General features: G+C 63.9%; 28 protein-coding genes. 13 read left to right on the top strand and 15 right to left on the bottom strand.

Annotation, left to right across the window (positions count from 1 at the left end):
- The first annotated feature begins 11 nt into the window (after positions 1–11).
- From AC1TXO_RS12025 to AC1TXO_RS12010, 4 genes are read left to right on the top strand one after another with little or no spacing between them, the layout of a single operon-like run.
- On the top strand, positions 12–914 hold the full coding sequence (locus AC1TXO_RS12025) for a metal ABC transporter substrate-binding protein (RefSeq protein WP_486406528.1): 903 nt from the start codon (positions 12–14) through the stop codon (positions 912–914).
- Positions 911–1,657 carry a metal ABC transporter ATP-binding protein gene (locus AC1TXO_RS12020; RefSeq protein WP_486406527.1) on the top strand — a complete coding sequence of 249 codons (747 nt, stop codon included), beginning with the start codon at positions 911–913 and terminating at the stop codon, positions 1,655–1,657. Before AC1TXO_RS12025 ends, AC1TXO_RS12020 begins: the two co-directional genes overlap by 4 nt.
- A complete protein-coding gene (locus AC1TXO_RS12015) occupies positions 1,657–2,556 on the top strand; it encodes a metal ABC transporter permease (protein ID WP_486406526.1) in 900 nt (299 codons plus the stop codon). Before AC1TXO_RS12020 ends, AC1TXO_RS12015 begins: the two co-directional genes overlap by 1 nt.
- Positions 2,553–3,455, top strand: coding sequence for a metal ABC transporter substrate-binding protein (locus AC1TXO_RS12010; protein WP_486406525.1), 903 nt, complete (start codon positions 2,553–2,555; stop codon positions 3,453–3,455). Before AC1TXO_RS12015 ends, AC1TXO_RS12010 begins: the two co-directional genes overlap by 4 nt.
- A 40-nt stretch (positions 3,456–3,495) precedes the next feature.
- Here AC1TXO_RS12010 and AC1TXO_RS12005 read toward each other — a convergent pair whose 3' ends face one another.
- Complete coding sequence (locus AC1TXO_RS12005) at positions 3,496–4,383, bottom strand: LysR family transcriptional regulator (protein WP_486406524.1); 888 nt, start codon at positions 4,381–4,383, stop codon at positions 3,496–3,498.
- Positions 4,384–4,586: 203 nt separating this feature from the next.
- On the opposite strand from AC1TXO_RS12005, the gene AC1TXO_RS12000 reads away from it, so the two are divergent.
- A complete protein-coding gene (locus AC1TXO_RS12000; protein ID WP_486406523.1) occupies positions 4,587–5,915 on the top strand; it encodes an MFS transporter in 1,329 nt (442 codons plus the stop codon).
- Between the two features lie 57 nt (positions 5,916–5,972).
- On the top strand, positions 5,973–6,944 hold the full coding sequence (locus AC1TXO_RS11995; protein WP_486406522.1) for an agmatinase: 972 nt from the start codon (positions 5,973–5,975) through the stop codon (positions 6,942–6,944).
- A 48-nt stretch (positions 6,945–6,992) separates the two neighbouring features.
- Here AC1TXO_RS11995 and AC1TXO_RS11990 read toward each other — a convergent pair whose 3' ends face one another.
- Complete coding sequence (locus AC1TXO_RS11990; RefSeq protein ID WP_486406521.1) at positions 6,993–7,910, bottom strand: AraC family transcriptional regulator; 918 nt, start codon at positions 7,908–7,910, stop codon at positions 6,993–6,995.
- A 334-nt stretch (positions 7,911–8,244) separates the two neighbouring features.
- Between AC1TXO_RS11990 and AC1TXO_RS11985 the strand changes: the two genes are divergently transcribed.
- The gene (locus tag AC1TXO_RS11985; RefSeq protein ID WP_486406520.1) at positions 8,245–8,979 is read left to right on the top strand and encodes an SDR family oxidoreductase; all 735 of its coding nucleotides are present in this window, start codon (positions 8,245–8,247) and stop codon (positions 8,977–8,979) included.
- Here AC1TXO_RS11985 and AC1TXO_RS11980 read toward each other — a convergent pair.
- Positions 8,973–9,152: a Rid family hydrolase gene (locus AC1TXO_RS11980; protein ID WP_486406519.1), complete on the bottom strand. Its 180-nt coding sequence runs from the start codon at positions 9,150–9,152 to the stop codon at positions 8,973–8,975. The two genes, AC1TXO_RS11985 and AC1TXO_RS11980, sit on opposite strands and share 7 nt — an antisense overlap.
- Here AC1TXO_RS11980 and AC1TXO_RS11975 point away from each other — a divergent pair.
- Entirely contained in the window at positions 9,142–9,570 is a 429-nt protein-coding gene (locus tag AC1TXO_RS11975) for a GNAT family N-acetyltransferase (protein WP_486406518.1), read from the top strand. The genes AC1TXO_RS11980 and AC1TXO_RS11975 overlap by 11 nt on opposite strands.
- Before the next feature lie 166 nt (positions 9,571–9,736).
- Here the strand turns inward: AC1TXO_RS11975 and AC1TXO_RS11970 are convergent, their stop codons facing one another.
- The 5 genes from AC1TXO_RS11970 to AC1TXO_RS11950 all read right to left on the bottom strand — a co-directional run bounded on the left by AC1TXO_RS11970 (position 9,737) and on the right by AC1TXO_RS11950 (position 14,015).
- Positions 9,737–9,979 carry a hypothetical protein gene (locus tag AC1TXO_RS11970; protein ID WP_486406517.1) on the bottom strand — a complete coding sequence of 81 codons (243 nt, stop codon included), beginning with the start codon at positions 9,977–9,979 and terminating at the stop codon, positions 9,737–9,739.
- A 496-nt stretch (positions 9,980–10,475) separates the two neighbouring features.
- Complete coding sequence (locus tag AC1TXO_RS11965; RefSeq protein WP_486406516.1) at positions 10,476–11,405, bottom strand: LysR family transcriptional regulator; 930 nt, start codon at positions 11,403–11,405, stop codon at positions 10,476–10,478.
- Positions 11,406–11,458: 53 nt separating this feature from the next.
- Complete coding sequence (locus AC1TXO_RS11960; protein ID WP_486406515.1) at positions 11,459–11,959, bottom strand: flavin reductase family protein; 501 nt, start codon at positions 11,957–11,959, stop codon at positions 11,459–11,461.
- A 17-nt stretch (positions 11,960–11,976) separates the two neighbouring features.
- Positions 11,977–13,005 (bottom strand): methionine synthase, encoded by a 1,029-nt coding sequence (locus AC1TXO_RS11955; RefSeq protein ID WP_486406514.1) that lies wholly within the window; start codon positions 13,003–13,005, stop codon positions 11,977–11,979.
- Between the two features lie 26 nt (positions 13,006–13,031).
- Positions 13,032–14,015 carry a DUF1852 domain-containing protein gene (locus AC1TXO_RS11950; protein WP_486406513.1) on the bottom strand — a complete coding sequence of 328 codons (984 nt, stop codon included), beginning with the start codon at positions 14,013–14,015 and terminating at the stop codon, positions 13,032–13,034.
- Between the two features lie 361 nt (positions 14,016–14,376).
- Between AC1TXO_RS11950 and AC1TXO_RS11945 the strand changes: the two genes are divergently transcribed.
- On the top strand, positions 14,377–15,603 hold the full coding sequence (locus AC1TXO_RS11945; protein ID WP_486406512.1) for an MFS transporter: 1,227 nt from the start codon (positions 14,377–14,379) through the stop codon (positions 15,601–15,603).
- A 69-nt stretch (positions 15,604–15,672) separates the two neighbouring features.
- Here AC1TXO_RS11945 and AC1TXO_RS11940 read toward each other — a convergent pair whose 3' ends face one another.
- The 7 genes from AC1TXO_RS11940 to AC1TXO_RS11910 all read right to left on the bottom strand — a co-directional run bounded on the left by AC1TXO_RS11940 (position 15,673) and on the right by AC1TXO_RS11910 (position 22,044).
- Positions 15,673–16,755, bottom strand: a complete 1,083-nt coding sequence (locus tag AC1TXO_RS11940) for a DUF1615 domain-containing protein (RefSeq protein WP_486406832.1) — start codon at positions 16,753–16,755, stop codon at positions 15,673–15,675.
- Positions 16,756–16,873: 118 nt separating this feature from the next.
- Positions 16,874–17,593 (bottom strand): thioesterase II family protein, encoded by a 720-nt coding sequence (locus AC1TXO_RS11935; RefSeq protein ID WP_486406511.1) that lies wholly within the window; start codon positions 17,591–17,593, stop codon positions 16,874–16,876.
- A gap of 3 nt (positions 17,594–17,596) precedes the next feature.
- A complete protein-coding gene (locus AC1TXO_RS11930; protein WP_486406510.1) occupies positions 17,597–17,818 on the bottom strand; it encodes an MbtH family protein in 222 nt (73 codons plus the stop codon).
- 118 nt (positions 17,819–17,936) lie between these two features.
- Positions 17,937–18,263 (bottom strand): DUF7673 family protein, encoded by a 327-nt coding sequence (locus tag AC1TXO_RS11925; RefSeq protein WP_486406509.1) that lies wholly within the window; start codon positions 18,261–18,263, stop codon positions 17,937–17,939.
- Between the two features lie 184 nt (positions 18,264–18,447).
- Positions 18,448–19,470 carry a histone deacetylase family protein gene (locus tag AC1TXO_RS11920; protein WP_486406508.1) on the bottom strand — a complete coding sequence of 341 codons (1,023 nt, stop codon included), beginning with the start codon at positions 19,468–19,470 and terminating at the stop codon, positions 18,448–18,450.
- Positions 19,470–20,711 (bottom strand): Zn-dependent hydrolase, encoded by a 1,242-nt coding sequence (locus AC1TXO_RS11915; RefSeq protein ID WP_486406831.1) that lies wholly within the window; start codon positions 20,709–20,711, stop codon positions 19,470–19,472. The genes AC1TXO_RS11920 and AC1TXO_RS11915 overlap by 1 nt, the downstream gene beginning before the upstream one ends.
- A gap of 28 nt (positions 20,712–20,739) precedes the next feature.
- Positions 20,740–22,044: an MFS transporter gene (locus tag AC1TXO_RS11910; protein WP_486406507.1), complete on the bottom strand. Its 1,305-nt coding sequence runs from the start codon at positions 22,042–22,044 to the stop codon at positions 20,740–20,742.
- 162 nt (positions 22,045–22,206) lie between these two features.
- On the opposite strand from AC1TXO_RS11910, the gene AC1TXO_RS11905 reads away from it, so the two are divergent.
- The 4 genes from AC1TXO_RS11905 (at position 22,207) to AC1TXO_RS11890 (ending at position 25,218) form a co-directional block, all read left to right on the top strand.
- Positions 22,207–23,118, top strand: a complete 912-nt coding sequence (locus tag AC1TXO_RS11905; RefSeq protein WP_486406506.1) for a LysR family transcriptional regulator — start codon at positions 22,207–22,209, stop codon at positions 23,116–23,118.
- Positions 23,119–23,184: 66 nt separating this feature from the next.
- Positions 23,185–23,643 (top strand): PaaI family thioesterase, encoded by a 459-nt coding sequence (locus AC1TXO_RS11900; protein ID WP_486406505.1) that lies wholly within the window; start codon positions 23,185–23,187, stop codon positions 23,641–23,643.
- Positions 23,644–23,716: 73 nt separating this feature from the next.
- Complete coding sequence (locus tag AC1TXO_RS11895) at positions 23,717–24,124, top strand: SRPBCC family protein (RefSeq protein ID WP_486406504.1); 408 nt, start codon at positions 23,717–23,719, stop codon at positions 24,122–24,124.
- A 158-nt stretch (positions 24,125–24,282) separates the two neighbouring features.
- Complete coding sequence (locus AC1TXO_RS11890) at positions 24,283–25,218, top strand: cyclase family protein (RefSeq protein WP_486406503.1); 936 nt, start codon at positions 24,283–24,285, stop codon at positions 25,216–25,218.
- Positions 25,219–25,273 lie beyond the last annotated feature (55 nt).

Genomic DNA, 25,273 nt, shown 5'->3' with positions numbered 1-25,273 from the left:
AGGACCGCGCCATGCTCCGCTCCGCCCTCGCCTTCCTCCTGGCCTGCCTGTTCCCGGCACTGGCCCTGGCCGACAGCGGCAAACCGCTGCGCATCGGTATCACCCTGCACCCCTACTACAGCTACGTGAGCAACATCGTCGGCGACAAGGCCGAAGTGGTGCCGCTGATTCCGGCTGGCTTCAACCCGCACGCCTACGAGCCCCGCGCCGAAGACATCAAGCGCATCGGCACCCTGGATGTGATCGTGCTCAACGGCATCGGTCACGACGACTTCGCCGACCGCATGATCGCCGCCAGCGAAAAGCCCGACATCAAGACCATCGAATCGAACCAGAACGTGCCGCTGCTGGCCGCCACCGGCATCGCCGCGCGCGGCGCCGGCAAGGTGGTCAACCCGCACACCTTCCTGTCGATCAGCGCCAGCATTGCCCAGGTCAACAACATCGCCCGCGAGCTGGGCAAGCTCGACCCGGACAACGCCAGGTTCTATACCCAGAACGCCCGCGCCTACGCCAAGCGCCTGCGCGCCCTGCGTGCCGAAGCCCTGGCCAAGGTCACCGAGGCGCCGGGCGCGGAGTTTCGCGTGGCCACCATCCACGCCGCCTACGACTACCTGGTGCGCGACTTCGGCCTGGAAGTCACCGCGGTGGTCGAACCGGCCCACGGCATCGAGCCCAGCCCGGCGCAACTGAAGAAGACCATCGACCAGCTCAAGGCCCTGGATGTGAAGGTGATCTTCTCGGAGATGGACTTCCCGTCCGCCTACGTCGAAACCATCGAACGCGAGTCGGGGGTGAAGATCTACCCGCTGACCCACATTTCCTACGGCCAATACACCGCCGACAAGTACGAAGTGGAGATGAAGCGCAACCTCGACACCGTGGTCAGGGCCATCCAGGAGAACCGCGCATGACTGCTGCGGCCAACCTGGTCGGCGCCAACGGCCCGCGCATCGACTTTGCCGGCATCGACCTCACCCTCGGCCGCACGCGCATCCTCGAGCAGGTGAGTTTCGCCGTTGCTGCCGGCAGCGTGCACGCCATCGTCGGCCCCAATGGCGGCGGCAAGAGTTCGCTGATCAAGACCCTGCTCGGGCAGATGCCGCACCAGGGCCAGCTGACCCTGCACTGGCCCACCGAGCGCGAAGTGATCGGCTATGTGCCCCAGGCCCTGGAGTTCGACCGCGGCCTGCCGATGACCGTCGACGATTTCATGGCTGCCATGTGCCAGCGACGCCCGGCCTTCCTCGGCCTGTCGCGCCACGTGCGGCCCGACATCGACGCCGCGCTGGCCAGGGTCGGCATGCTCGACAAGCGCAAGCGGCGCATGGGCGCGCTGTCCGGCGGCGAGCGCCAGCGAGTGTTGCTGGCCCAGGGGCTGATTCCCGAGCCGCAACTGCTGGTGCTCGATGAGCCCATGTCGGCGCTGGACGAAGCTGGCATCCAGGTGTTCGAGCAGTTGCTGCACGGCTGGCGCCAGGCCGGCACCACGGTGCTGTGGATCGAACACGACCTGGAAGCCGTGCTGCGCCTGGCCGACCGTGTCACCGGGCTGAGCCGCAAGGTGCTGTTCGACGCCCCGCCCGCCCAGGCCCTGACCCCGGAGCGCCTGCTGGGGCTGTTCTCCGTTCACCCGCGCAGCGAGAGCCTTGCCTGATGAGTTATGAAGCCTTCCGCCAGTTGGTCCAGCAATGGGCCACCGCTGGCTACCTGCCCGAGGCCCTGGCCTACGGGTTCGTGATCAATGCCCTGGTCGCCGGCCTGATGATCGGCCCGGTGCTGGGCGGGCTCGGCACCCTGGTGGTGGTCAAGCGCTTTGCCTTCTTCTCCGAGGCCGTGGGTCATGCCGCACTGACGGGCGTCGCCATCGGCATCCTGCTGGGCGAGCCCTATACCGGGCCGTATGGCAGCCTGTTCGGCTACTGCCTGCTGTTCGGCATCCTGCTGAACTTCCTGCGTAACCGCACCGGCCTGTCGCCGGACACCCTGATCGGCGTGTTCCTTTCCGTGTCGCTGGCGCTGGGCGCCAGCCTGCTGCTGATGCTGGCCGGCAAGATCAACGTGCACATCCTCGAGAACGTGCTGTTCGGCTCGGTGCTCACCGTCAGCCCTCACGACCTGCTGGTACTCGGCATCGTCGCCGTGCTGGTGCTCGCCCTGGCGCTGCCGCTGTACAACCGCATCATCCTCGCCAGCTTCAACCCACAGCTGGCGGCCGTGCGCGGTGTGGCGGTGAAGACCCTCGACTACCTGTTCGTGGTGCTGGTGACCCTGGTCACCGTGGCCTCGGTGAAGGTGATCGGGGCCATCCTGGTCGGTGCCCTGCTGGTGATTCCGGCCGCCGCCGCGCGCCTGGTCAGCCAGTCGCTCAAGGGCTTCTTCTTCGCCTCGGTGCTGATCGCCACGCTCAGCACCCTGCTCGGCATCCTGCTGCCGATCGTCTTCGACCTGCCCGTGCCCTCCGGCGCTGCGATCATCCTGGTGGCCGGCGTGTGCTTCGCTCTCGCTGCCCTCGCCCGCGCCCTCGTCCCACGCCTGCAAGGAAATCCGGCATGAACCTCACGCTCAAACGCCTCACCCTGGCCCTGGCCCTGGCCGGTGCGCCTGCCCTGACCCAGGCTGCGCAGCCGAGCCACAATGCAGCCGCCACCCAGGTGCTGACCACCCTCCCGGTCACCCACAGCATCGCCGCCGCATTGCTCGACGGCACTTCGGTACAGCTCAAGCGTGCCGCACCCGCCAACCTCCCGGCCAGCCGTCAGCCGTCGTACTTCGAGGGCCGCGGCGGTGCCAGCCTGCAAAAGGATGCGCAGAAGGCCACGGCGGTGATCGGCGTGCGCTCGATCTGGCACGACGACCCGCTCTACCCCATGGCGCGGCGCAGCAATATCCGCATCGTCGAGATCGACGCCGCGCGCCCGGTAGACGGCGCACTGCCCGGCATCGCGGTGGATGGCGACAATGCCTTCAGCGGCTATCCGTGGCTGAACCCGATCAACCTCGGACGCATGGCCGACGTCGTGGCCAATGACCTGGAGCGCCTGTCGCCAGCGGACAAGGACAGGATCCAGAGCAACCTGGCCGGGCTCAAGCGCCAGATGCTGGAGCTGACCTCCAGCAGCCAGACACGGCTGGCCGAGGCGGACAACCTGAGCGTGGTGAGCCTGTCGGACCGCCTGGGGTATCTGGCCAGCGGCTTGAACCTGGACGTGGTGTCGCAGGCATTGCCAGCGGACGACAAGTGGGATGACGCAGCGCTCAAGGCACTGGGCGAAACGCTCAAGGCCCAGGATGTGGCCTTGGTGCTGCATCACCGCCAGCCCGATGCTGCGCTGGTGAAGGTGATCGAGGATGCCGGGGCCAGGCTGGTGGTGGTCGAGAGTGATCCGGAGAATACCGTGACTGGCCTGAAAACCAGTATCGATCAGGTGGTGACTGCCTTGAGCCAGGGCTGATCGTACCGGGTGGCTGCCGATATACGGCAGCTGCCCTTTATCAACTGATCTTCCCTGGATGCACGATCTTCAACACCTCGAGAAAGCGGCTGGCGCTCGGTGACAGCGGGCGGCTCGCATCGGTCACCGCGCAGAACCGAGCCGAATAGCTTTGCGACTCGGGAACAACCCTGAAATCCCAGCTCTGCGGCAACAGGTCGGCGTAATGCCTCGGCAGGATTCCGCAGTACTGCCCGGATCGGATCAGCAACGCGACCGAGTCGAGCCCCACGGCATCCGGGCCCCGGTCGAAGTCATGATTGGCAAGTGCTTGCGAAACGAACGGCTGGCCGAGACGATTGACCAGCAGCATCCGCCCGCCACCGTCCAGCGTCGCGCCGGATGCGTAGACGAAATGCACTTCCTCGAACAGCTCGACATAGCGCAACGACGGTGAGCGCTCGTGGGTGCCCTGGATGGCCACATGGATTCGCCGATCCACCAGTGCCCGTGAAAGCTCGTGGAGTGTCAGCGTGTGAATCTCCAGGTGCAGCCCCGTGGCGGTCTGCTCGAGCTGGCGCAGGGCCTCGCTGACACGGCAGTTGGGGTTGCTGAACACATTGTCCGTGATCCCTATCGACAGCTCGCCCGTGACCAGCCCGCGCAGGGCCTCGACCTGGGGTTTTATCCGGTCGAGCGCATCCAGCGCTTCGGCAGTCAGCCCCAGCACGGCCCTGCCCGCCTCGGTCAATTCGAACCCTTGTGGACCGCGGGTACACAACGGCGTGCCCAGCTTGGTCTCGACGTCCTTGATTCGCCTGCTGATGGTGGCCCTGCTCATGCGCAGGCGCTTCTCCGCTGCGCCAAAGCCACCGGCCTCGGCTGCCACGCGAAAGATGCGCAGGCCCTTGAGGTCTTTCTCGACCAGTGAATCTTCAACTTCGGACATGATGGTTTCGCTTTCTGCAATCATGAGTACGGGTTTTGGTAGTTTTCAGCCTATCTGCATCGGTATAGCTTAACTCATATATTCGACATTGGCAGTTAGGTAAGGGAACACTGAGCGCTGAATATCGGGTATGCCCACAAGTTTGCCGAACACTTCCGACAGACTTCATTCAACAATAAAAACAAAGCAACTCCGGAGGCACGATGAGCTCCACGCTGTCAGCAGATATTTCAGTCGGCGAAAAGCCCAGCCGATATCGCTGGTTCCTGGTGACATTGGCATTCCTTGCCATCATTACCAACTACATGGACCGGGCCAATCTTTCGATTGCCCTGCCTTATATGAAAGACGACCTCAATCTTTCGTCTTCCGAAGCCGGTTTCATCCTCGGTGCGTTCTTCTGGACCTACGCGCTCTGCCAGATCCCTGCGGGCATGCTGGTGGACCGCTTCGGGGCCAAGGTCGTGCTTGGCGCCGCAGTGATCTGGTGGTCGGCCTTCACCATGGCCACCAGCCTGGTGCGCAGCGGCGCCGGCCTCCTGGGCCTGCGCCTGATGCTCGGCGTCGGCGAAGCCGGCGCGTTTCCTGCCGCGACGAAATTCGTCGAGCGCTGGTTCCCGCGCACCGAACGGGGCATGGCAACCGGCATCTACGACAGTGGTGCGCGCGGCGGGACGCTGATTGCGCTGCCGCTGTGCACGGCGATCATCGGCGCCTGGGGCTGGCAGGCCTCGTTCATCGTCACCGGCCTGATCGGCATCGTCTGGGCGGTGGTGTGGAAGTTCACCGCCAGCGAATACCCGTCGCAGAACAAGTACGTCAACCGCGCGGAAGTGCGGCATATCCAGGGCGATGCCCAGGAAGAGCGCATCTCCACCGTGAGGATCCGCTGGAAAGCCCTGCTGCGGACCCGGCAGATCTGGGCCATGGCACTGGGCCTGGCGTGCCAGAGCTATGTGATCTACTTCTTTATTACCTGGTACCCGACCTACCTGGTCAATGAACGTGGCTTCTCGCTGCTGCAGTTGGGGTTCTTCGGCGTGTTGCCGGGCATTGCGGGGTTGATCGGATCCTTTGTCGGTGGCTGGGCATCGGACAAGATCGCCAACAGCGGGTACGGCATCAGCGTGGGCCGCAAGGTGTGCATCGTGGTGGGCATGGTGCTGGGCGCCTCCATAGGCCTGGCAGGCCTGGCGACCGAGGCCTGGCTGGCCCTCGCCCTGCTGTCGCTGGCCTTCTTCGGCGTGTCGGCCGCCACCTCGAGCATGCTCGCCATCCCGGCCGATGTGTCGCCGTCCGGTTCCAGATCGATCGTCGGCACACTTGCCGGTTTCCAGAACAGCATTGCCAACTTCGCCGGTATCGCCAGCCCGGTGATTATCGGATATCTGAAAGACCAGACCGGTTCTTTCGCACCCGGGCTCATGTCGGCGTCGGTCATTGCGCTGGCAGGCTGTCTTATCTATGTCTTCCTGCTCGGCCCGATCAAACAGAACATGTTCGATCACGTCGTGGAAGATCGAATCAAATAATCATTTATTTGCAGCCTCCAACTTTATCGCATTCATTTTACAAGCAAGGAGTCCCTCATGACTTTTCCATTGACCGTGCCGCCGTCCAAGAAACACCAAAGTTTCCTCTGGTCCCCCATCTGTACCGACCTGGATCAACTCGACGCCCATGTCGCGATCCTGGGCATTCCGTTCGGCCAGGCCTATGTTGCTGAACACATCAGTAACGACCAGAGCCGGGCCCCCGATGCCGTGCGGGCAATGAGCGATCGCATCTGCCGCGCCCTGCACCACTACGATTTCGATGTCGGCGGCCCGATCTACGACAACCGCGCGCTGAAAGTGGTCGACTGCGGCAACGTCCCTGCCGACCCCCGCGACCTGAGCACCCATGGCCCACGCTCCGAGCAGGCCGTGCGCAAGATCCTCAAGGCTGGGGCCATGCCGATCATCCTCGGCGGCGACCATGCGATCCCGATCCCGGTCCTGCGTGCCTACGATCAGGAAGACGGCCCGATCACCCTGATCCACATCGATGCCCACCTGGACTGGCGCGAAGAAATCAACGGCGTGCGCGAGGGCTTGTCCAGCACCATCCGCCGCGCCTCGGAGATGGAGCACATCGGCGAGATATTCCAGATCGGCCTGCGCGCCCAGGGCAGCGGCCGCCAGACCGATTATGACGCCGCCGTTGCCTATGGCTCCCATCTGATTCCCGCGTACGAAGTACACGAGACCGGCATGCAGGCCGTGCTGGATCGAATCGCCGACGGCGGGCGCTATTACCTGACCATCGATGCCGACGGCCTCGACCCTTCGATCGCACCGGCCGTGGCCGGCCCGGCGCTGGGCGGCATCACCTACGTGCAGATGCGCCAGCTGATCCATGGCCTGGTGAAGAAAGGCCGAGTGGTGGGTATGGACATCGTGGAAATCACACCCTCGCTGGACGTCAACAACATCACTTGCATCACCGCAGGCCGGCTTATCGTCAACCTGATCGGCGCCGCAGTGCGTGCCGACTATTTCGATGCGCCGCCGACGGAGTAAGCACCGACGAGCACTCCCTCAGGCCCTGAAACCTGCGGGAGTGCGCACTCACTCCCCCCTGCGCACCAGACCGACATCCCTGGACGGCGCACACCCAAACTGACGACTGTACTCGCGACTGAACTGCGAAGGGCTTTCATAGCCCACCCGATAGCAGGCGCTCGACACATCCAGCCCCTCCCCCAACATCAGCCGCCGAGCCTCCTGCAGGCGCAATTGCTTCTGATACTGCAACGGGCTCATGGCAGTGACGGCCTTGAAACGGTGGTGCAAGGTCGAACTGCCCAGATTGGCGATCCGCGCCAGCTCCTCGATGCGCAACGGCTGGGTGTAGTGCTTGTTCAACCAGTCGATGGCCTTGCTCACGCGCCGGCTCTGCGAGTCGCCCATGGCCAGCTCGTACAGGCGACGGCCATGCACGCCCCGCAGCAGGCGGTAGTGCAGTTCGCGCAGCGCCAGCGGCGCGAGCATGCCGATGTCGCGCGGCGACTCCAGCAGCCGCACCAGGCGCAGCATGGTTTCCAGCAGCGATACATCGATCTGCTCGAGAAACAGCCCGCGCTCGGGTTCATCCGGTACGCCAGCAGGCGGCGCATCGGCAATCACCTGGGCAAGCTCGCTGGGTTCGAAATCCAGGCGGATGCACAGGTACGGCGCCTGCGCGCTGGCCATCAGTACCCGACCGGTCACCGGCAGCGTCACCGACACCACCAGGTAGTTGAGGGGGTCGTAGAGATAGCGCTCATCACCCAGCCCCACCTCTTTCTGCCCCTGCACGATCAGGCACAGCGCCGGTTTGTGCACGGTATGAATGATGTCTGACGGCGCATCCATCCGAATCACGTGCAGCGGCGCAATGGCCGTTTCGTAGATGCCTGGCGCGGTGAACCGCTGCGTCAGCAGGCGCACGAGCTCGTCGCGATACAGGGCGGTGGATTGCAGGAGAAAAGCATCGTTCTGCGCCATTCAAGGGCTCTCGCAGGTCAGTGTCCGGTTATCGAGGCAACAGCAGGCCGTCCCGGGGGGAGCGGCCTTGTGTCGCGAAAGGCCTGCAAAGCGGGCCTGGCAGGCGCGATTCTCGCTCCGACCACTTGCCCCCTGTTAGGTCGAAACTGCCGCCAACTTGCCCGATCCTCTCGCCCCCGGCGCAGCGCCCACGCACAGACACGATCAGGCAAACCTCGCGCAGGTTTCGGCACGCATCGCACCACCCCTCAACCTTAGTCTGTTCTGCGTACCCCACAGCAACGTCCGCCCTCCCGGCAGACGCCTGAACCTTCACCTACCGGAGATACAGACAATGTCCAACATCAACGCCAAAGTGGTACTGATCACCGGCGCCAGCAGCGGTATCGGCGAGGCCGCCGCCAGGCTGATCGCGGCCAGGGGCGCCCATGTGGTGCTCGGCGCCCGGCGCACCGACCGCCTGGAACGGCTGGTGGCCGAAATCCGTGCTGCAGGTGGCTCGGCCAGCGCCCGCGCACTCGATGTCACCACCCTCGACGACATGCAGGCCTTCGTCGAATTCGCCAAGGCGCAGCACGGCAAGGTCGATGTGATCATCAACAACGCCGGCGTGATGCCGCTGTCGCCACTGCGCTCGCTGAAGGTCGAGGAATGGAACCGCATGCTCGACGTCAACGTGCGTGGCGTCCTGCACGGTATCGCTGCGGTGCTGCCCGGCATGGAGGCGCAAGGGCATGGCCAGGTCATCAACATCTCGTCGATCGGCGGGCTGTCGGTGTCCCCTACCGCTGCCGTGTATTGCGCGACCAAATACGCGGTTCGAGCGATTTCCGATGGCTTGCGCCAGGAGACCGACAAGATCCGGGTGACGGTGGTCTGCCCTGGCGTGGTGGAGTCGGAGCTGGCCGACACCATTACCGACGATACTGCCCGCCAGGCCATGAAAACGTTCCGCCGGGTGGCTCTGGAGGCCGAGGCCATTGCCAGGGCGTTGGTGTATGCCATCGAGCAGCCGGACGATGTGGATGTCAGCGAGATCGTGGTGCGACCGACTGCCAGTCCTTATTGACTGCCGTGCTGACCGCGATAGGCCACCGCCTCGATCTCGACCTTGGCCTGTCGCGGCAGGCCGGACACCGCCACGCAGGAGCGCGCCGGGCGTCGAGCAGGGAAATGACGGACATAGATGTCGTTCAGCGTGGCGTAATCGTCCATGCTGGTGAGGAAGACCGTGACCTTCACCAATCAACCGGCCGTTGCCATGACTGCGCTCGGCGCGACACGGGAGGACAGCCGCCTCCCCCTGCACGACAGCTACACCAAGGCGTTTTTCGCCATCGACAACGACCCCAATCAATACCTGGCCGTGGCCGTATCCGGCGAGAAGGTGGTGGGCACCCTGCAGCTGACCTACATTCCGAATATCTCCCACCTGGGCTCATGGCGAGCCCAGATCGAGGCGGTTCGCGTGCATGAAGACATGCGCGGCAGCGGCCTGGGTCGGGCATTGTTCGAATGGGCCCTCGGGCAAGCACGCGAACGTGGCTGTTCGATGGTCCAGCTCACCTGTGACCGCACCCGCCCTGATGCGCATCGGTTCTATGAATCGCTGGGTTTCGTGCCGACCCACACCGGCTTCAAGATGAAACTCCACGCCTGAACGATCACGGCAGGCAAGCAGGCATCACGGCGGGGCCTGCGGCTTCGCGATGTGAGTCAGGAAGTGTCTGACGCTCCGCTCGGAGCCAAGGCTCAGCACCCGATAAGTCTATGGTGAAAAGAGATTGGCTTTTCAGATTCGGATAGTTTCTACCGAACTGTCCCTTTCAACTCGCCTCCAGAAACCGCCGCCGTCTCACTAGCAGTCCCACCCCTATCCCCACAGCAAAAGCTGATATCAATCCTAGGTCGAGCTCCAGCAACCGAGCCTCGCTTGCCATCAGGGTCCCCCAGACACCAAAAACGATAAAGATCAAACCCAGCCATTTACGAAGTGGATAAGGTTTGAGAAACCGATCCAGGAGAACGGCGACAACAAAAGCGACGACGATCTGCGCGATTTCAGTCATGTGCGCCTCCTTCAGACCTTGATAATCAAAGTTTCGACTGTACGCTGAGGGCCAATACCACCACTGACCAGCGCTTCGATGCTGACCAGCACATCGCCGGTATGAAATGAGCATGCTTTGCTTCGCCAAAATGCAATTCGCGCATTCGGGATCGATCAGTATCGAACAAAGTAACTTGGGAAATACTGAACACTATTCCGTTTGGCGTTATGCGTTGAAAGGTTTTTTCGAACTTCATCGCTCGTACCCTTTCGTACAGAAAAATAACCAGCCATAGTCGCCGGACTGAACGCTCCAGCGACAAATCTACCCGCTCCAGTCAAACGCCATAAACAGGTATTTCCCTATACCGTGTAGTTCATTTCCGAAACGTACTTTTCCCGACTTTTTGGCACTGCGTCACGCCTCTCACCACCCTGCCCTCGTGTAGCTCATCCCGGGCATCGCCATCCTCCTGAACGCAGCGCTGCGGGCGTGCGGGCTTGTCGGGTCGTCGCTAGGAAGGCGAACCTGACACCGCATTGACCCCCTCCAGCGTCGCGAAGGAAATATCCTTCGCGGTCAGCAGAAAGTCACTCACGTAGGGCACTTCCAGCATGTCGCTGCGGATGGCCGCGAACAGGCGCGCCTGCAGCCCCTTTTCCCCCAGGCGCTTGGTAATCACATAGCCACGGGAGCTGTACTCATGCACGGCCCAGTTCGGCAGGCAGCACACGCCACGACCACTGGCGACCAGCTGCATCATCATCACGGTCATTTCCGAAGTGCGTAGCTGGGCCGGTTCGATGTCGGCGGGGTCGAGGAAGCGGGTGAAGATGTCCAGGCGATGCCGGTCGATCGGATAGGTGATCAGGGTCTGCTCGGCGAGGTCGGCCGGCTCCAGGTATGCCTTGTTTCGAAGGGCGTGGTGCTTGTCGAGGGCCAGCAGGGCTTCGTAGCCGAACAGCGGCACATAGCTGATCCCGGGCAGCTCGACCGGATCGGAGGTCACCACCAGGTCCAGGTCGCCCCTTTCCAGCGCGGGCAATGGCGCGAAGGAGAAGCCCGAGGCCAGGTCCAGCTCGACCTCGGGCCAGGCACTGCGGAACTCGTCCAGCGACGGCATCAGCCACTGGTAGCAACTGTGGCACTCGATCGCGATGTGCAGGCGCCCTGCGGTGCCGCCGGCCAGCTTGCCGAGGTCGCGCTCTGTGCTGCGGATGACCGGCAGCACCTGGTCGGCCAGTTGCAGGAGCTTGAGGCCTGCGCTGGTGAAACGCACCGGCTTGGTCTTGCGCACGAACAGCGGCATGCCGATGCGCTCTTCCAGCTCGCGGAACTGGTGCGACAGCGCAGACTGGGTGAGGTGCAGGCGTTCGGCGGCGTCATGCAGGCTGTCGGTTTCGCGCAAGGCGTCGATGGTGCGTAGGTGTCTCAGATCGATCATGGGCACAACTGTCGTGAGTGCAACACCTCGACCTGGGCCTCAGCGCTGAACGCTCAGGCCCCGGCAAGGTTGCAGTACTGTCCTTTGAAATACAGCAACGGCCGTGCAGCAGCTGCCTCCTGCAGATTCAAGGCCTTGACCTCGCCGATCACGATCAGGTGATCGCCAGCGACGTGCTCGGCGTGGATCTCGCAATCCAGCCAGTGCAGGCTGCCGGCGATCAGCGGATTGCCCAGCGGCGATTCATGCCAATCGACGCCACACCACTTGTCGCTGCCACGGCGTGCGAACTGGTTGGAAATCCCCACCTGTTCGCCCGAGAGGATGTTGACGGCGAAGCGCCCGGCCCGGCGAATCAGGGGATAACTGGCCGAGCTGGCCATGACGCTGAACGACACCAGCGGCGGGCTCATCGACACGCTGTAGAACGACTGGCAAGTGAAGCCGATCGGCTCCTCGTCGATCTGCGAAGTGATCACCGTGATCCCGGAGGCGTAGTGCCCGAGCGCCTCGCGAAAGCGCAAGGGCTCGATGGCAGTTTCAAGCAGCGACATGGCGAACCCCGGCCCGATCAGTTCGACAGTTCACGTCGCACGATCGCCGCGCCGGCGGCCAGTGCGTTCAGCTTGCCGCTGGCCACGCGCCGCGGCAAAGGTGCCATGCCGCAGTTGGTGCACGGGTAAAGCTTGTCGGCATCGACGAACTGCAGGGCCTTGCGCAGGGTGTTGGCGACTTCTTCCGGGGTTTCGATGGCATGGTTGGCCACATCGATGGCACCGACCATGACTTTCTTGCCACGGATGAGCTCGATGAGGTCCATCGGCACATGCGAGTTGTGGCACTCGAGCGAAACGATGTCGATGCTGGATTTCTGCAGCTTGGGGAAGGCTTCCTCGTACTGGCGCCATTCCGAACCGAGGGTCTTCTTCCAGTCGGTGTTGGCCTTGATGCCATAGCCGTAGCAGATGTGCACCGCGGTCTCGCACTTCAGGCCTTCGATCGCCCGTTCCAGGGTGGCGACACCCCAGTCGTTCACCTCGTCGAAGAACACGTTGAATGCCGGCTCGTCGAACTGGATGATGTCGACCCCCGCCGCTTCCAGCTCACGGGCTTCCTGGTTGAGGATCTTGGCAAATTCCCACGCCAGCTTCTCGCGGCTCTTGTAGTGGGCGTCGTACAGCGTGTCGATCATCGTCATCGGGCCAGGCAGCGCCCACTTGATGGGTTGGTCGGTCTGCTGGCGCAGGAACCTGGCGTCCTCGACGAACACCGGCTGGCGTCGCTCGACCGCGCCGACCACCGTCGGTACGCTGGCATCGTAGCGATCACGGATGCGCACGGTTTCACGCTTCTCGAAATCGACGCCGCTCAGGTGTTCGATGAAGGTGGTGACGAAGTGCTGGCGGGTCTGCTCGCCGTCGCTGACGATATCGATACCGGCCTGCTGCTGCTCGTGCAGGGCCAGGCGCAGGGCATCCTGCTTGCCCTCGACGAGCCCTTCGTCCTGCAGTTTCCAGGGCGACCAGAGGGTTTCGGGCTGGGCCAGCCAGGACGGTTTGGGCAGGCTGCCGGCGGTGGAAGTGGGAAGCAGTTTTTTCATGATGCAAACCTTGTGAATTCGATGAGTCAGATGACGTACTGAGCGGACCACTGCTCGAGAACGGAGCGATAGGGCTTGATGAAATGTTCTTCGGCAAAGCGCCCTTGCTCGATGGCCAGGCGACTGCGCTCCTCGCGGTCATAGACGATTCGGGTCAACGAATAATCCTGATGCTTGAGGCTCGGCTGATAGGATTGCCCGGCCGCTGAGTTGGCGTTGTAGATTTCCGGACGATAGATCTTCTGGAAGGTGTCCATCGTGCTGATGGTGCTGATGAGCTCGAGATTGGTGTAATCGGCCAGCAGGTCGCCAACGAAGTAGAACGCCAGCGGCGCAACGCTGTTGGCAGGCATGAAGTAACGCACCTGCAAGCCCATCTTGGCGAAGTACTCATCGGTCAGCGAGTAGGCGTCCTGGCGGTATTCGAAGCCCAGTACCGGATGCTGGTTCTCGGTGCGGTGGTAGGTCCTGCTGCTGGAAACGCTCAGGCAGATGACCGGCAACTTGTGGAAGTTGGCCTTGTACGCCTGCGAGCTCAGGAAGCTCTTGAACAGCTTGCCGTGCAGGTCGCCGAAACCCTCCGGGGTGGAAAAGCCCGGCTTGTCCTTGTTGTGCTCGAGCAGCAGGACGCTGAAGTCGTAGTCACGCACGTAGGACGAAAAGTTGTTGCCGACGATACCGGCGCTACGCTCTCCGGTCTTCTGGTCGAGGATGCTGGTTTTCAGGATCTCGATCAGAGGGAGTGCATCGCCATCGTTGCCGGCGCCCAGGTCCATCTCGACGGAAATGATCTCGAGTTCGACCTTGTAGCGGTCACCCTCGGGATTGTCCCAGTGCGCCAGGGCATTGAAACGGTTGTCGATCATTCGCAGGGTATTGCGCAGGTTTTCCTGACGCCGCTCGCCACGCGCCAGGTTGGCGAAGTTGGTGGTGATGCGGGTATTGTCCGAGGGTTGGTAGTCCTCATCGAAGCAAATACGCTTTATCGCGAATGTGAAGTCTTTGGCCATGGTGATCCGAATTCCTGAGTCCTGGAGGAATCCCAGGCGCTGTGTGCAACAGCGCGCCTGGTTCCGAGAAGGTGGATTGTCCAGATCAGGCACTCATGAGACAAACTCATTTTTTTTGCATGCAACCTTAGTTTTTTTCATGATCGGCTTCAGGCCAGGCTGACGCGCCCCGCACATGGCCGGATGATCCTCTCGGACTGACGGCCCCCTCAGCCCTCACCTGGAACCTCCCATCGATCACACTGATGATTACTATCGAACGGCCTGCCTTTGGACCCTTCGCCGCCGACTCCTATAATCGCCGTCCTGTTTTCCCGCCTCCTGCGCCTGTTACAGGCGACAACACCTTGGAATCCGTACCATGCCAAGCGTCAGCCAGGCCCCAGAGGGCCTTCTTGAACATAACCAACAGAGCGTCAAGCAGCAGTGGCTGGCGATTCTCTCGGTTGCCGTGGGTGCCTTCGCCCTGGTAACCAGCGAGTTCTTGCCAGTGGGCGTTCTCAACGACGTGGCCAGCGACCTGGGCATCAGTGCCGGCCGCGCGGGCCTGATGGTCACCCTGCCCGGCATCATGGCCGCGCTTGCCGCGCCCTTGCTGTCGGTGGGCATCGGTGCGATGGACCGGCGCAACCTGCTGATCGGCCTGACGCTGATCATGATCATCGCCAACTCGGTGGTAGCCTATGCCAGCGACTTCAACCTGCTGCTGTTCGGGCGTGTGTTGCTGGGCATCAGCATCGGTGGCTTCTGGGCCACGGCCATCGCCCTGAGCGGGCGCCTGGCGCCCAAGGGCGTGGGGGTCGCCCAGGCCACCTCGATCATCATGGTCGGGGTCACCCTGGCCACGGTGCTGGGCGTGCCGGTCGGCACCTGGCTCAGCGGCCTGATGGGCTGGCGCATGACCTTCCTGGTCACTGCGCTGCTGGGCGTACCGGTGTTGCTGGCGCAGGTCTTCCTGCTGCCCAGGCTCAACCCGGACAAGGCCATCCGTATCAGCGACCTGCCGGCGCTGTTCGTCAACCCGCTGGCCCGAGTGGGCCTGATCGCGGTACTGCTGATCGGCCTGGCACACTTTGCTGCCTACACCTATGTCGCCCCGTTCTTCAAGCAGAGCGCGCATTTCGACGGTGCGACCATCGGTTCGCTATTGCTGCTCTACGGCATCGCCGGGGTGGCCGGTAACATCTTCGCCGGCTTCGCCGCCAACCGCAGCGTGCGCTACACCCTGCTGCTGGTGGCCGTGCTGATCGGCGTCAGCACGGCGCTGTTCCCCTACTACGCCACCAGCATGACCGGCGCGGTGATGCTGATCGGGCTGTGGGGCTTTGCCTTCGGTGCGTTCCCGGCCTGCGCCAGCATCTGGATGTTCGTCGTCGCACCCAAGGATGTCGAACGCGGCATGCCGCTGTTCGTCGCCATGTTCCAGGTGATCATTGCGCTGGGCTCGTTCTTCGGTGGGCGGATCGTCGACCAGATGGGCACTTCGGTGCTGCTGAGCCTGGCCACGGCACTGGTCGGGTGCGGCTTCGTCACCGTGCTGGTTCTGGGGCGCAATGTCAGCAACAAGCTGGCTGCCCAGCCCAGCTGAAGCACCATGGGGCCGTCAGGCGGCCCCCTCTCGCGACACCTGGCCTGCAAACCACCCAACCGCATCGGTTCAGCGCTTCATGCAGCGCTGATAGCGTTCATCCACGCGCCCGGCAAACCACGCAGTGGTCAGCTTGCGGGTGATCTTCGGGCTCTTGAGCACGATTCCAGGCAGCACCGCACGCGGTAGCTGTTTGCCGGCCTTGGCGTCGGCCAGTGCGAATACGCCGCGGTACAGGGCGCTGTCCTCCAGCGCCAGGCTGTTTTCCAGTTCCAGTTGACTGCGGATCTGCGGATTGCGCAGACCCAGCTTCACCCCCAGGCTGCGCGCCGCACGCTCGGTGGTGCCCGGCAGGATCGCCCCCGGGGCGATCAGGTCGCCGTCCAGCGCCAGCTCCGTACCGGTGACGCCGCCCAGCGCCGCCTGGAACGCCGCGTTGCGGCTGGCGTACCAGCCCGCGTTGAAGTCGGCGAAGCGGTACAGCGGCCGGTCATAGTGCGCGGGGTAACCCAGCAGGTGGGCGATACCGAAGTACATGCCGCCACGGCGAGTGAACACTTCCTGGCGAATCGTGCCCTGGCGCGGGTAGGGATAATCCTCGGCATGACGCTCGGCAAAATCGATGCTGACCTGCATCGGCCCGCCGGTGCGCACCGGGTTCAAGCCACCGAGCAACTTCTCGCCCAGCGGCAGGCCGGCGATGAAGTCGTCGAACAGTGCACTGAGCTGCTTTTCGCTGCGCACCGCCAACAAACGCTGCTGGTAGGTCTGGCCATTGGCCGAGGGTGTCGCCAGGGCGCCGTCGACCAGTAGCCCGGGAATGTGCAGACGCGCCGCGCGACGGTCGATTTCCTCACGGGCGATGCGCCCCAGATTCGGCACTTGCGGGTCGGCGCTGAAGGTCGACTCCTGCTCCGTCACTGCCAGTACGGCGCACAGGTTGCTGCGGCTGGGTTCGATGCGCTGGGCGGTAAAGGCCACCTGGATGTCCTCGGCCCAGCCCTGGCGATCCTTGACCGTGGCAGGCAGCAAACGCATGAGCTGGGCGCGCACCTGCACGGGATCGGCTTCCGGCGCCGCCTCGTGACGGCCGGCACAGCCCTGCAGCAGCGCCACGGCCAGCAACCCTCCAGCCAGCACACCGTGTATCAGTGCGCTTCGGCGAGCTGGCAGGTCTTGAGCGGTGGCCGGGAGCGAATCGATCAACATGAAGACAGCCCTTGTCCTGCGCGAAGGCACACAGCCTCCCCCAGACAGGAGAAGAGGTCAATCACGCCGACAGTCGATGCGGCTCCAGCGACGCCGTCAGGGCGGCCAGCACCCGGTCTTCGTGCTCATGGATGAAGAAGTGCCCGCCGGGGAACATCTGCAGCGAAAATTCGCCCAGGCTCTCACGCTTCCAGGCCAGCAGTTGCGCCTCGCTGGCGCGGTCGTCCTGCCCCCCCAGCACATGCAGCGGACAGCGCAGCGCCGGGCGCTGACGATAGGCATAACGCCCGCAGAGCAGGAAGTCGGCACGCAGCACCGGCAAGGTGAGGCTCATCAGCTCCTCGTTGGCCAGCACTTCCTCGGGCGTGCCCTGCAGGTCGCGCAGCTCGCCGATCAGCTGGGCGTCGGTCCTGGGCTCACGCCATCTTGCACCGTCGTACTCTTCGCGGCGGGTCGGCGCTGCGGTGCCGCAGGCGAACAGTGCCACCGGTGGCTGGCAGCCCAGGGCCTGCAGTTCGTGGGCGAGCTCGAAGGCGAGCAGCGCACCGAGGCTATGACCGAGCAGCGCGTAGGGCGTGCTGGCCGCCAGGCGCTGCTCGCCGGCCAGTTGCCTGGCCAGCGCCTGCAGGTCGGTCTGCAGCGGCTCGCCCAGGCGCGCGCCACGTCCGGGCAACTCCACCGGGCGCACCTGCAGCCAGGCCGGCAGCTTGCGCCGCCAGCGGCTGTAGACCATGGCACTGGCCCCCGAATACGGCAGGCACAGCAGGTTGAGTGCAGTCACGCCTTACTGGACCGCAGCTTCGGCCATCTTCTGGCGCAGGCTCAGGGGGCGCATGTCGGTCCACACCTCGTCGATGTAGGCCAGGCATTCCTTCTTCAGGCCGCTCTTGCCTGCCGCGCGCCAGCCGTTGGGAATCGCCTTGTAGTCCGGCCAGATCGAATACTGTTCCTCGTGGTTGATCACAACCTGGAACACGATATCGTCGCGGTCGAAAACGGAAGTCATTGCCTGTCTCCTTGGGGTGATGGTGGCCCGGTCCGCGTGGACGCAGGGCAGCTTTCAGGGAAACGAAGGCAGGCGCCGGAAAATTACGGATTTTTCCCCCAGTGCAGCAGCGAGCGGCTCAGGCAGTCACCCACCACTCGCCAAGGCCACCCCAGCCACGCCCCTCCTGGCCGGAGAACAACACCTCGAACTGTGGCCCATAGCCAATCTCCCGCGGGTGTGCCCGATTGGCCGCCACCCAGGCGAACACCAGCACGCAGGCACGGGCGGTGTCCTGGTCCATGTCCCACAGATGGTTGAGGGCAAAGCCGCCGTTGAGGTCCGGATCCCACCAGGCCAGCAGGAAGTCGGACGTGCGCCGGGCCTGGGCGTCGGAGCCCAGGGCGATGTCGAGCAGGCGTTCCAGTGCCATTCGAGTGGTGGCTCCCATTTCCACCGGCTTCATGCATGCACCCCTTCGAGGGGGTGGCAGCGCAGCGGCTGCAGGAACGACGACAACAGGTACATCAGCGAAATCTCCAGGCATACCGGGCGAGCGAGAGAGGAAAATCTCGCCCGGTACGGCTAGGAGTGTTGCGATATCAAAAAAGTGGCATCGGCTTTGAAAAATATTCGAATGGATAGCCCGATCAGCGCCAATCGTCCTTGTCGGCGAAGAACGCCTGGGCATTGGCCTGCAGGCTTTCCAGGTGGTAGCCACCCTCCTGCACGATCAGGCAAGGCAAGCCGAGGCCGCGAATCCGCTCGCCCAGGATGGCGAAGCCCTCGGTCGTCACCGCCACCTTGCTCTGCGGGTCGAGCTCGTAGATATCGAAGCCCAGCGACAGCACCAGCACCTCGGCGCGGAAATCCTTCACGGCGTCCAGGGCGATATCCAGCTGCGCCAGGAAGTCCCCTTCGCTCGCGCCATGGGGCATCGGCAGATTGAGGTTGTAGCCCTCCCCTTGACCGCTGCCGCGCTCGTCGGCGAAGCCCGCCACGCCGGGGTAGAAGTTGGTCGGGTCACCGTGCACCGAGGCATACAGCACATCGCGGCGGGTGTAGAAGATCTCCTGGATGCCCTGGCCATGGTGCATGTCGGTGTCCAGTACCGCGACCCGGTCGTAACGCTCGCGCAAGACCTGCGCGGCGACGGCGGCGTTGTTCAGGTAGCAGAAGCCGCCAGCCGCCTCGACACGTGCATGGTGCCCCGGCGGGCGGCACAGGGCGTACGCCGCCCGCTCGCCATCGACAATCGCCCGTGCCCCGGCAACGGCGCTCTGCGCCGACCAGTAGGCCGAATGCCAGGTCTGCCCGCCCACCGGGCAGCTGCCATCGGCGAGGTAGCGCGCGGCCTGGGCCAGGATGCCGCGCAATGCATTGGGTTCGCGCACGAAGATGTTCGACATCACCTCGTCGCCCCAATCCTCGGGCACCTCCTTCCAGCGGGCATGCGCCTGTTCAAGGAAGGCCAGGTAGGCCTCGCCATGCACCGCAGCCAGCGGCGCAAGGCCGCCATCCGGTGGCTGGCGGATGTCGAAGCCCAGGTCGCTGGCGGCCTGCAGCAGGCGCTGGGCACGTTCGGGGACTTCCTGAGGCGTGCGCATGGCGCCGCGCGAGTAATAGCTGCGCGGATGGTGCAGCAACTGTTCGGGATGGAAATAGCAACGCATCAGGCTTCTCCTGTTTCGACACGGCCGGCGCGGGCGAGCACGGCGTTGAGCAGTACATCGGCGCCCTGGCGGGCGTCCTCGGGCAGCACGTCTTCGGCTTCGTTGTGGCTCAGGCCGCCGACGCAGGGAATGAAGATCATCGCGGTCGGGCAGTAGCGCGCCAGCAGGATGGCGTCGTGGCCTGCGCCGCTGACGATGCGTTGCTGGGTGTGGCCCAGCGCATCGACCGCCTGCTGCACCGCGGCCACGCAGTCGGCGTCGAAGGGCGTTGCCGGGCTGACCCAATGGCGCTCGAGGCTCACCTGCAGGCCACGCGGCCCGGCGATGGCCTGCAACAACGCCCCCAGGTCACGCTCCATGGCGTCGATGGCATCGTCGCGGTGATGACGCAGATCGACGGTGAAACGCACCACGCCAGGGATGGTGTTGCGCGACGACTTGGCGATGGACAGTTCGCCCACCGTGGTCAGCCCCTCGGGGGCGAAATCCGCAGCCAGTTGCTCCACGGCCTGGATCATCCGCGCAGCGCCGTACAGGGCGTCCTTGCGCAAAGCCATCGGCGTGGTACCGGCGTGGGCGGCCATGCCCTGGACCCTGACGTCGAGCCAGCGAATGGCCTGGCCACCGGTCACGACCCCGATGCTTCGGGCGTTGTCCTCGAGGATCGGCCCTTGCTCGATATGTGCCTCGAAATAGGCATCGACCGGCCCGCCCAATGGCCGCTCCCCGGCGAAGCCGGTACGTTGCAACGCCTCGGCAACGCTGACCCCATCGGCGTCCTCGATGGCCAGGGCCTGCTGCAGGTCGAGCACACCGGTGAACACCGCCGAACCGAACATCGCCGGGGTGAAGCGCGCACCCTCCTCGTTGGTCCATACCGCGATTTCCAGCGGCTTGCGGGTCTGGATGCCCTGCTCGTTCAGGCACCGAACCACTTCCAGGCCGGCCAGCACACCGTACACACCATCGAAACGGCCACCCTCGGGCTGGGTGTCCAGGTGGCTGCCCATCATCACCGGGGCAGCGTGTGCATCCAGCCCGGGACGACGGGCGAACAGGTTGCCGATGGCATCCACCGACAGGCTCAGGCCCGCCTCGCGGCACCAGCCGGCGAACAGCTCACGGCCGGCCTTGTCCTGCTCGCTCAGGGCCAGGCGGCAACTGCCGCCACGGGCGGTGGCGCCGACCTCGGCCATGGCCATGAGGCTCGTCCACAGGCGTTCGCCATTACTCTTCAACATCATGGGGTACTCCAGTCGAATCGGGATATCAGGCCAGCTCGAGGCGCTGGCTGTGGGCATACTGGCGGGCCAGGGCCAGGACGCAGACCAGCGAGATGCTGGCGATCAGGGTGTAGAACAGCGCCATCGGCCACCAATGGCCGCTGAACTGGTGCGCCAGCCAGGTGCCGATCAGCGGAGTCAGGCCACCGGCGATGGCGCCGCACACCTGATAGGCCATGGAAATCGCGGTGTAGCGCACGCGGGTCTCGAACATGCCGCTGACGAAACCGGCGATCACCGCGTAGAACGACGCCATGCATGCCGCCGCCAGGGCGATGCCGAGCACGATCAGCGGCCCTTGCCCGGAGCTGACCAGCACGAACATCGGATACGGCGAAGCCATCGCCAGCACCGCCATCAGCGCCAGGAAACGCGTGGCGCCAAGTTTTTCCGACAGCCAGGCGGCGAGCGGTTGCACGCAGAACTGGATCACCGCCACGAAGAACAGGCACTCGAGGATCAGCGAGCGCTCCAGGTGCAACTGCTGGGTGGTGTAGCTGATCATGAAGGTGTTGGTGAAGTAGACCCCGGCGATGCCCAGGGTGTTGGCGCCGATGCACAGCAGCAGAGGCCGCCAGGCAGTGCGCAGCACTTCCAGCACCGGCGCCTGCTCCTTGCGCTGCTCCTTGAGCGCCTGCTCGCGGCTGGCGAGAAATTCCGGCGACTCGTTGACCCCCAGGCGGATCGCCAGGCCTACCAGCAGCAACAGCGCGCTGGCCAGGAATGGCAGGCGCCAGCCCCAGCTCATGAGGTCCTCTTCGGGCAGGCGGGTGACCGCGCCGAAGGCCAGCAGCGACAGGATCAGGCCCGCCGGGCTGCCCAACTGGGCGAACGAGGCGAAGAAGGTGCGGCGCCCCTTGGGCGCATGCTCACCGGCCATCAATACGGCTCCACCCCACTCGCCACCCACGGCGATGCCCTGGACGATGCGCAGCACGATCAACAGCACCGGTGCGGCAGCGCCGATCTGGGCGTAGGTCGGCAGCAGGCCGATGCCGATGGTCACGACCCCCATCATCAGCAGGGTGATGACCAGGGATTTCTTGCGCCCGATGCGGTCACCCACATGCCCGAAGACGATACCGCCCAGCGGCCGGGCGAAAAAGCCCACGGCGAAGGTACCGAAGGCAGCCATGGTGCTGAACAGGCTGTTGTCGGAGGGGAAGAACAAGGCACCGAACACCAGGGCGGCGGCGGTGGCGTAGATGTAGAAGTCGTACCATTCGATCATGGTGCCGATGAACGCGGCGGCCGCGGCCCGGCGCGGCTGGGGCGAAGCGGAAGGCTTCATGGGGCTGGCTCCTTTGCTTGTTGTTCTGGCAGGAGTTGAGGATCACGGGGGCGCTCTTCGGCGCCTGGCTTTACCACGATGATTTATCGATCCAGGGCTATGATTAGTCAATTTTCTATTTATTATTCGAATTATTAGCACCCCTTATAATCAGAGTTCATCATGCCTGATCGCCTGCTCAACGACCGCCTGGACTGGAACCTGCTGCGCACCTTTCGGGTGATCGGCCAGGAACTCTCGATCAGTCGCGCCGCCGCCCGCCTCCACCTCACCCAGCCTGCCGTGAGCCAGGCTCTCAAGCGCCTGGAGGAACAGCTCGGTCGGCAGCTCATCGTTCGTCGCGGCCCGCGCTTCGTGCTCACGGAAATGGGCGAGCAGCTGTTCCAGCTCGCCGGCGAGGTGTACGGGCAGATGTCGCAGATTGGCGGGCTGCTGGAGCAACCTGCCGACGAACTGGTGGGCAAGGTGCGCCTGCTGATGATCAGCCGCATCGTCAATGCGCGCTTCGACGACTTCCTTGCCGACTTCCACCGTCAGCATCCGCGGGTCGAACTGGAAATCGACGTCATGCGCAGCTCCGACATTGTCGCGGCCCTTCAGGAAAAAACCGCCACCGCGGGCCTGAGCCTCAACCGCCGCGCACAGCCGCGCCTGGAACAGCGCCTGTTCCTGCGTCAGCGCTATGCCTTCTTCTGCGGCAAGCACCATGCCCTGTTCGGCAAGCAGGAGGGTGATCTGCAGCGCGAGAACTTCGTCAGCTTCACCAGCGACCAGATCGGCGGCATGCTCTCGCCACTGACCATCTTTCGCGACCAGCAGGGCTTCTCCGGTCGTATCGTCGCCTCCTCGCCCAGCCTCGAAGAAGTGCGCCGGCTGGTGATCGCCGGCTTCGGCATCGGCTGCCTGCCCGAGCATGTGGTGGCGGAAGATGTCGAGGCCGGTTTGCTGTGGAAGCTGGCACCCCATGAGGGGATTGCCGATGTCGATATCCATCTGCTGTGGAACCGCGAGCAGCGCTTGAGTCGGGCTGAGGGAGTGTTCATCGAAGCCTTGCAGCAATGCCTTGAGAGCTGAACCCTGTTTCACCGAGTCCGAGAACGCGGTCTACACTGCAGGTAAATGTGCAAGGGAATGCCATCCATGGAAAAGGATACGCTGTTCTGGAAAGTCGCCAACGGGGAGCAACCGGTTCCCGACGCTACAGCCTTGCTTGGTTGGAAATTCATCCTCTACGAGCCAAAACAGAAACTTGTACAGGTGATGTTCAGGGCGCGCCAATCGATGACTACTCCCCTGGGCTACATCCAGGGCGGCCTGTTGACCGCCATGCTCGACGACTGCATGGCCCCTGCGGTGCTCGCTACACTGGGCAACGGCCATATACCAGTCACAACCAAGATCGAAACGCAGTTCATCAAGCCAGCCTATCCCGGGCCGATCTTCGGCCACGGTCGGGTGTCAGGTCGAAACAGAACCTATCGCTACACCCGCGGCGTGCTGCTCGATGAAGAAGACAACATCCTCGCCACGGCAAAGGCTACCTACAAGATCATCGACAAACCCGAAGACCTTGCCTGGCCGCCGCTCTCGCAGAAGTGAGCAGGGCCTGTGTCAGGCGCAACATCACCCACTTTGCGAGTAGACTCCCCTGCACACCAGACTGGAGTCCTCCATGGCCAACGCCTATGCTTCCCTGAAATCCGTCCACAGCCCCGCGCACATCTGGACGCTGATCGGCGGCTTCGACAGCCTGCCCGCCTGGCTGCCGTTCATCGTGCAAAGCCTGCCCAGCGAAGGCGGTCGCGTGCGCTCGCTGACAGACCCGGCCGGCAATACCATCGTCGAACGCCTGCTGCACTTCGACGAAGCCGCACGCAGCTACAGCTATTCGATCCTGAGCAGCCCCTTCCCTGTCAGCGACTACCTGGCAACCCTGCGGATCAAGGCCGACGGGGACGGCAGCCTGGTCGAGTGGTTCGGCGAGTTCACCCCCGAGGGCGTCAGCCAGGAGGAAGTCGAAGCACTGTTCAAGGGCGTCTACGAAGACGGCCTGCAGGCGCTAGCCAGGACCCTGGGCTGAGGTCGACGCTCCCGGGTGTCGGGTGACGTCCGGGAATTCACCCTTGCGGACAGGCCTGTTGACCTGCAGGCAAAAGTCATTGTCCCTACCGGCTCTTTTTCCCTGACCGCCCGCTGCCGACAATCTCCTGACTTCAACTGCACACCCCAGGAGATTCCATGAAAGCCTTCACCCCCCTGCTTCTTGCCACCGCCCTGGCCGCCAGTGCGCACACTGCACTGGCCGGCGATTGGCAGGCCTCGCCCTATGGCAAGCAGGATGAAATCGGCGCCGCCAACCTGCTCACCCCCGAAGTGGTGAAACAGGCCGCCGAGCTGATCAAGACCGGCAAGACCTACCCGCTGGCCGTACCTGTAAGCAAGGATCTGCCGGCCTTCCGCCACCGCAGCTTCCACCTCTACAACATCCAGCCTGGCGAGCAGGCCGGTCAGACACTGGGGCGCAACAAGTTCACCTTCAACGACGAACTGGTCAACGGCTGGACCGGCGTCGGCACCCAGCTCAACGGCATCGGCCATATCGGCATCGACAACGTCTACTACAACGGCAACAAGGCTGCCGACTTCGTCACCGTCGAAGGCGTGACCAGACTGGGCGTGGAAAAGGTGCCGCCGATGGTGACCCGCGGTGTGGTGCTGGACATGACCGAGCACTACGGCAAGGCCATCGTGCCCGGCGGCACGTCGTTCACCGTGGCCGATATCCAGGCCGTGCTCAAGCGCCAGCACCTCACCCTGCGCAAGGGCGATGTGGTGCTGTTCAACACCGGCTGGCTGGAACTGATCGGCAAGGACAACGCGCAATTCCTCGCCACCGAACCCGGCATCGACCTGCCGGCAGCGCAGTGGCTCGCCGACCAGGGCATCGTCGCCTTCGGCGGCGACACTTGGGCGTCGGAGGTCTACCCCAACCCCAGCGGCGAGGAATTCCCGGTCAACCAGTTCATGCTGGCCAAGCGCGGGATCTACAACCTGGAGCTGATCGACACCCGGGCCCTGGTCAAGGACAAGGCGTTCGAGTTCATGTTCGTGCTCGGCCAGCCGCTGTACAAGGGCTCGACCCAGGTGAACATCAACCCGGTGGCGATTCGCTGACCGGGCCGCTGCCCACCTGACAGGCCTCTACGCGCTGCCGTCTTCAACACAGCCG

It is taken from the genome of Pseudomonas sp. FA117, from assembly GCF_057370475.1.
The sequence above is the reverse complement of the archived record's forward strand: the minus strand, read 5'-3'. Positions and strand labels throughout refer to the sequence as shown.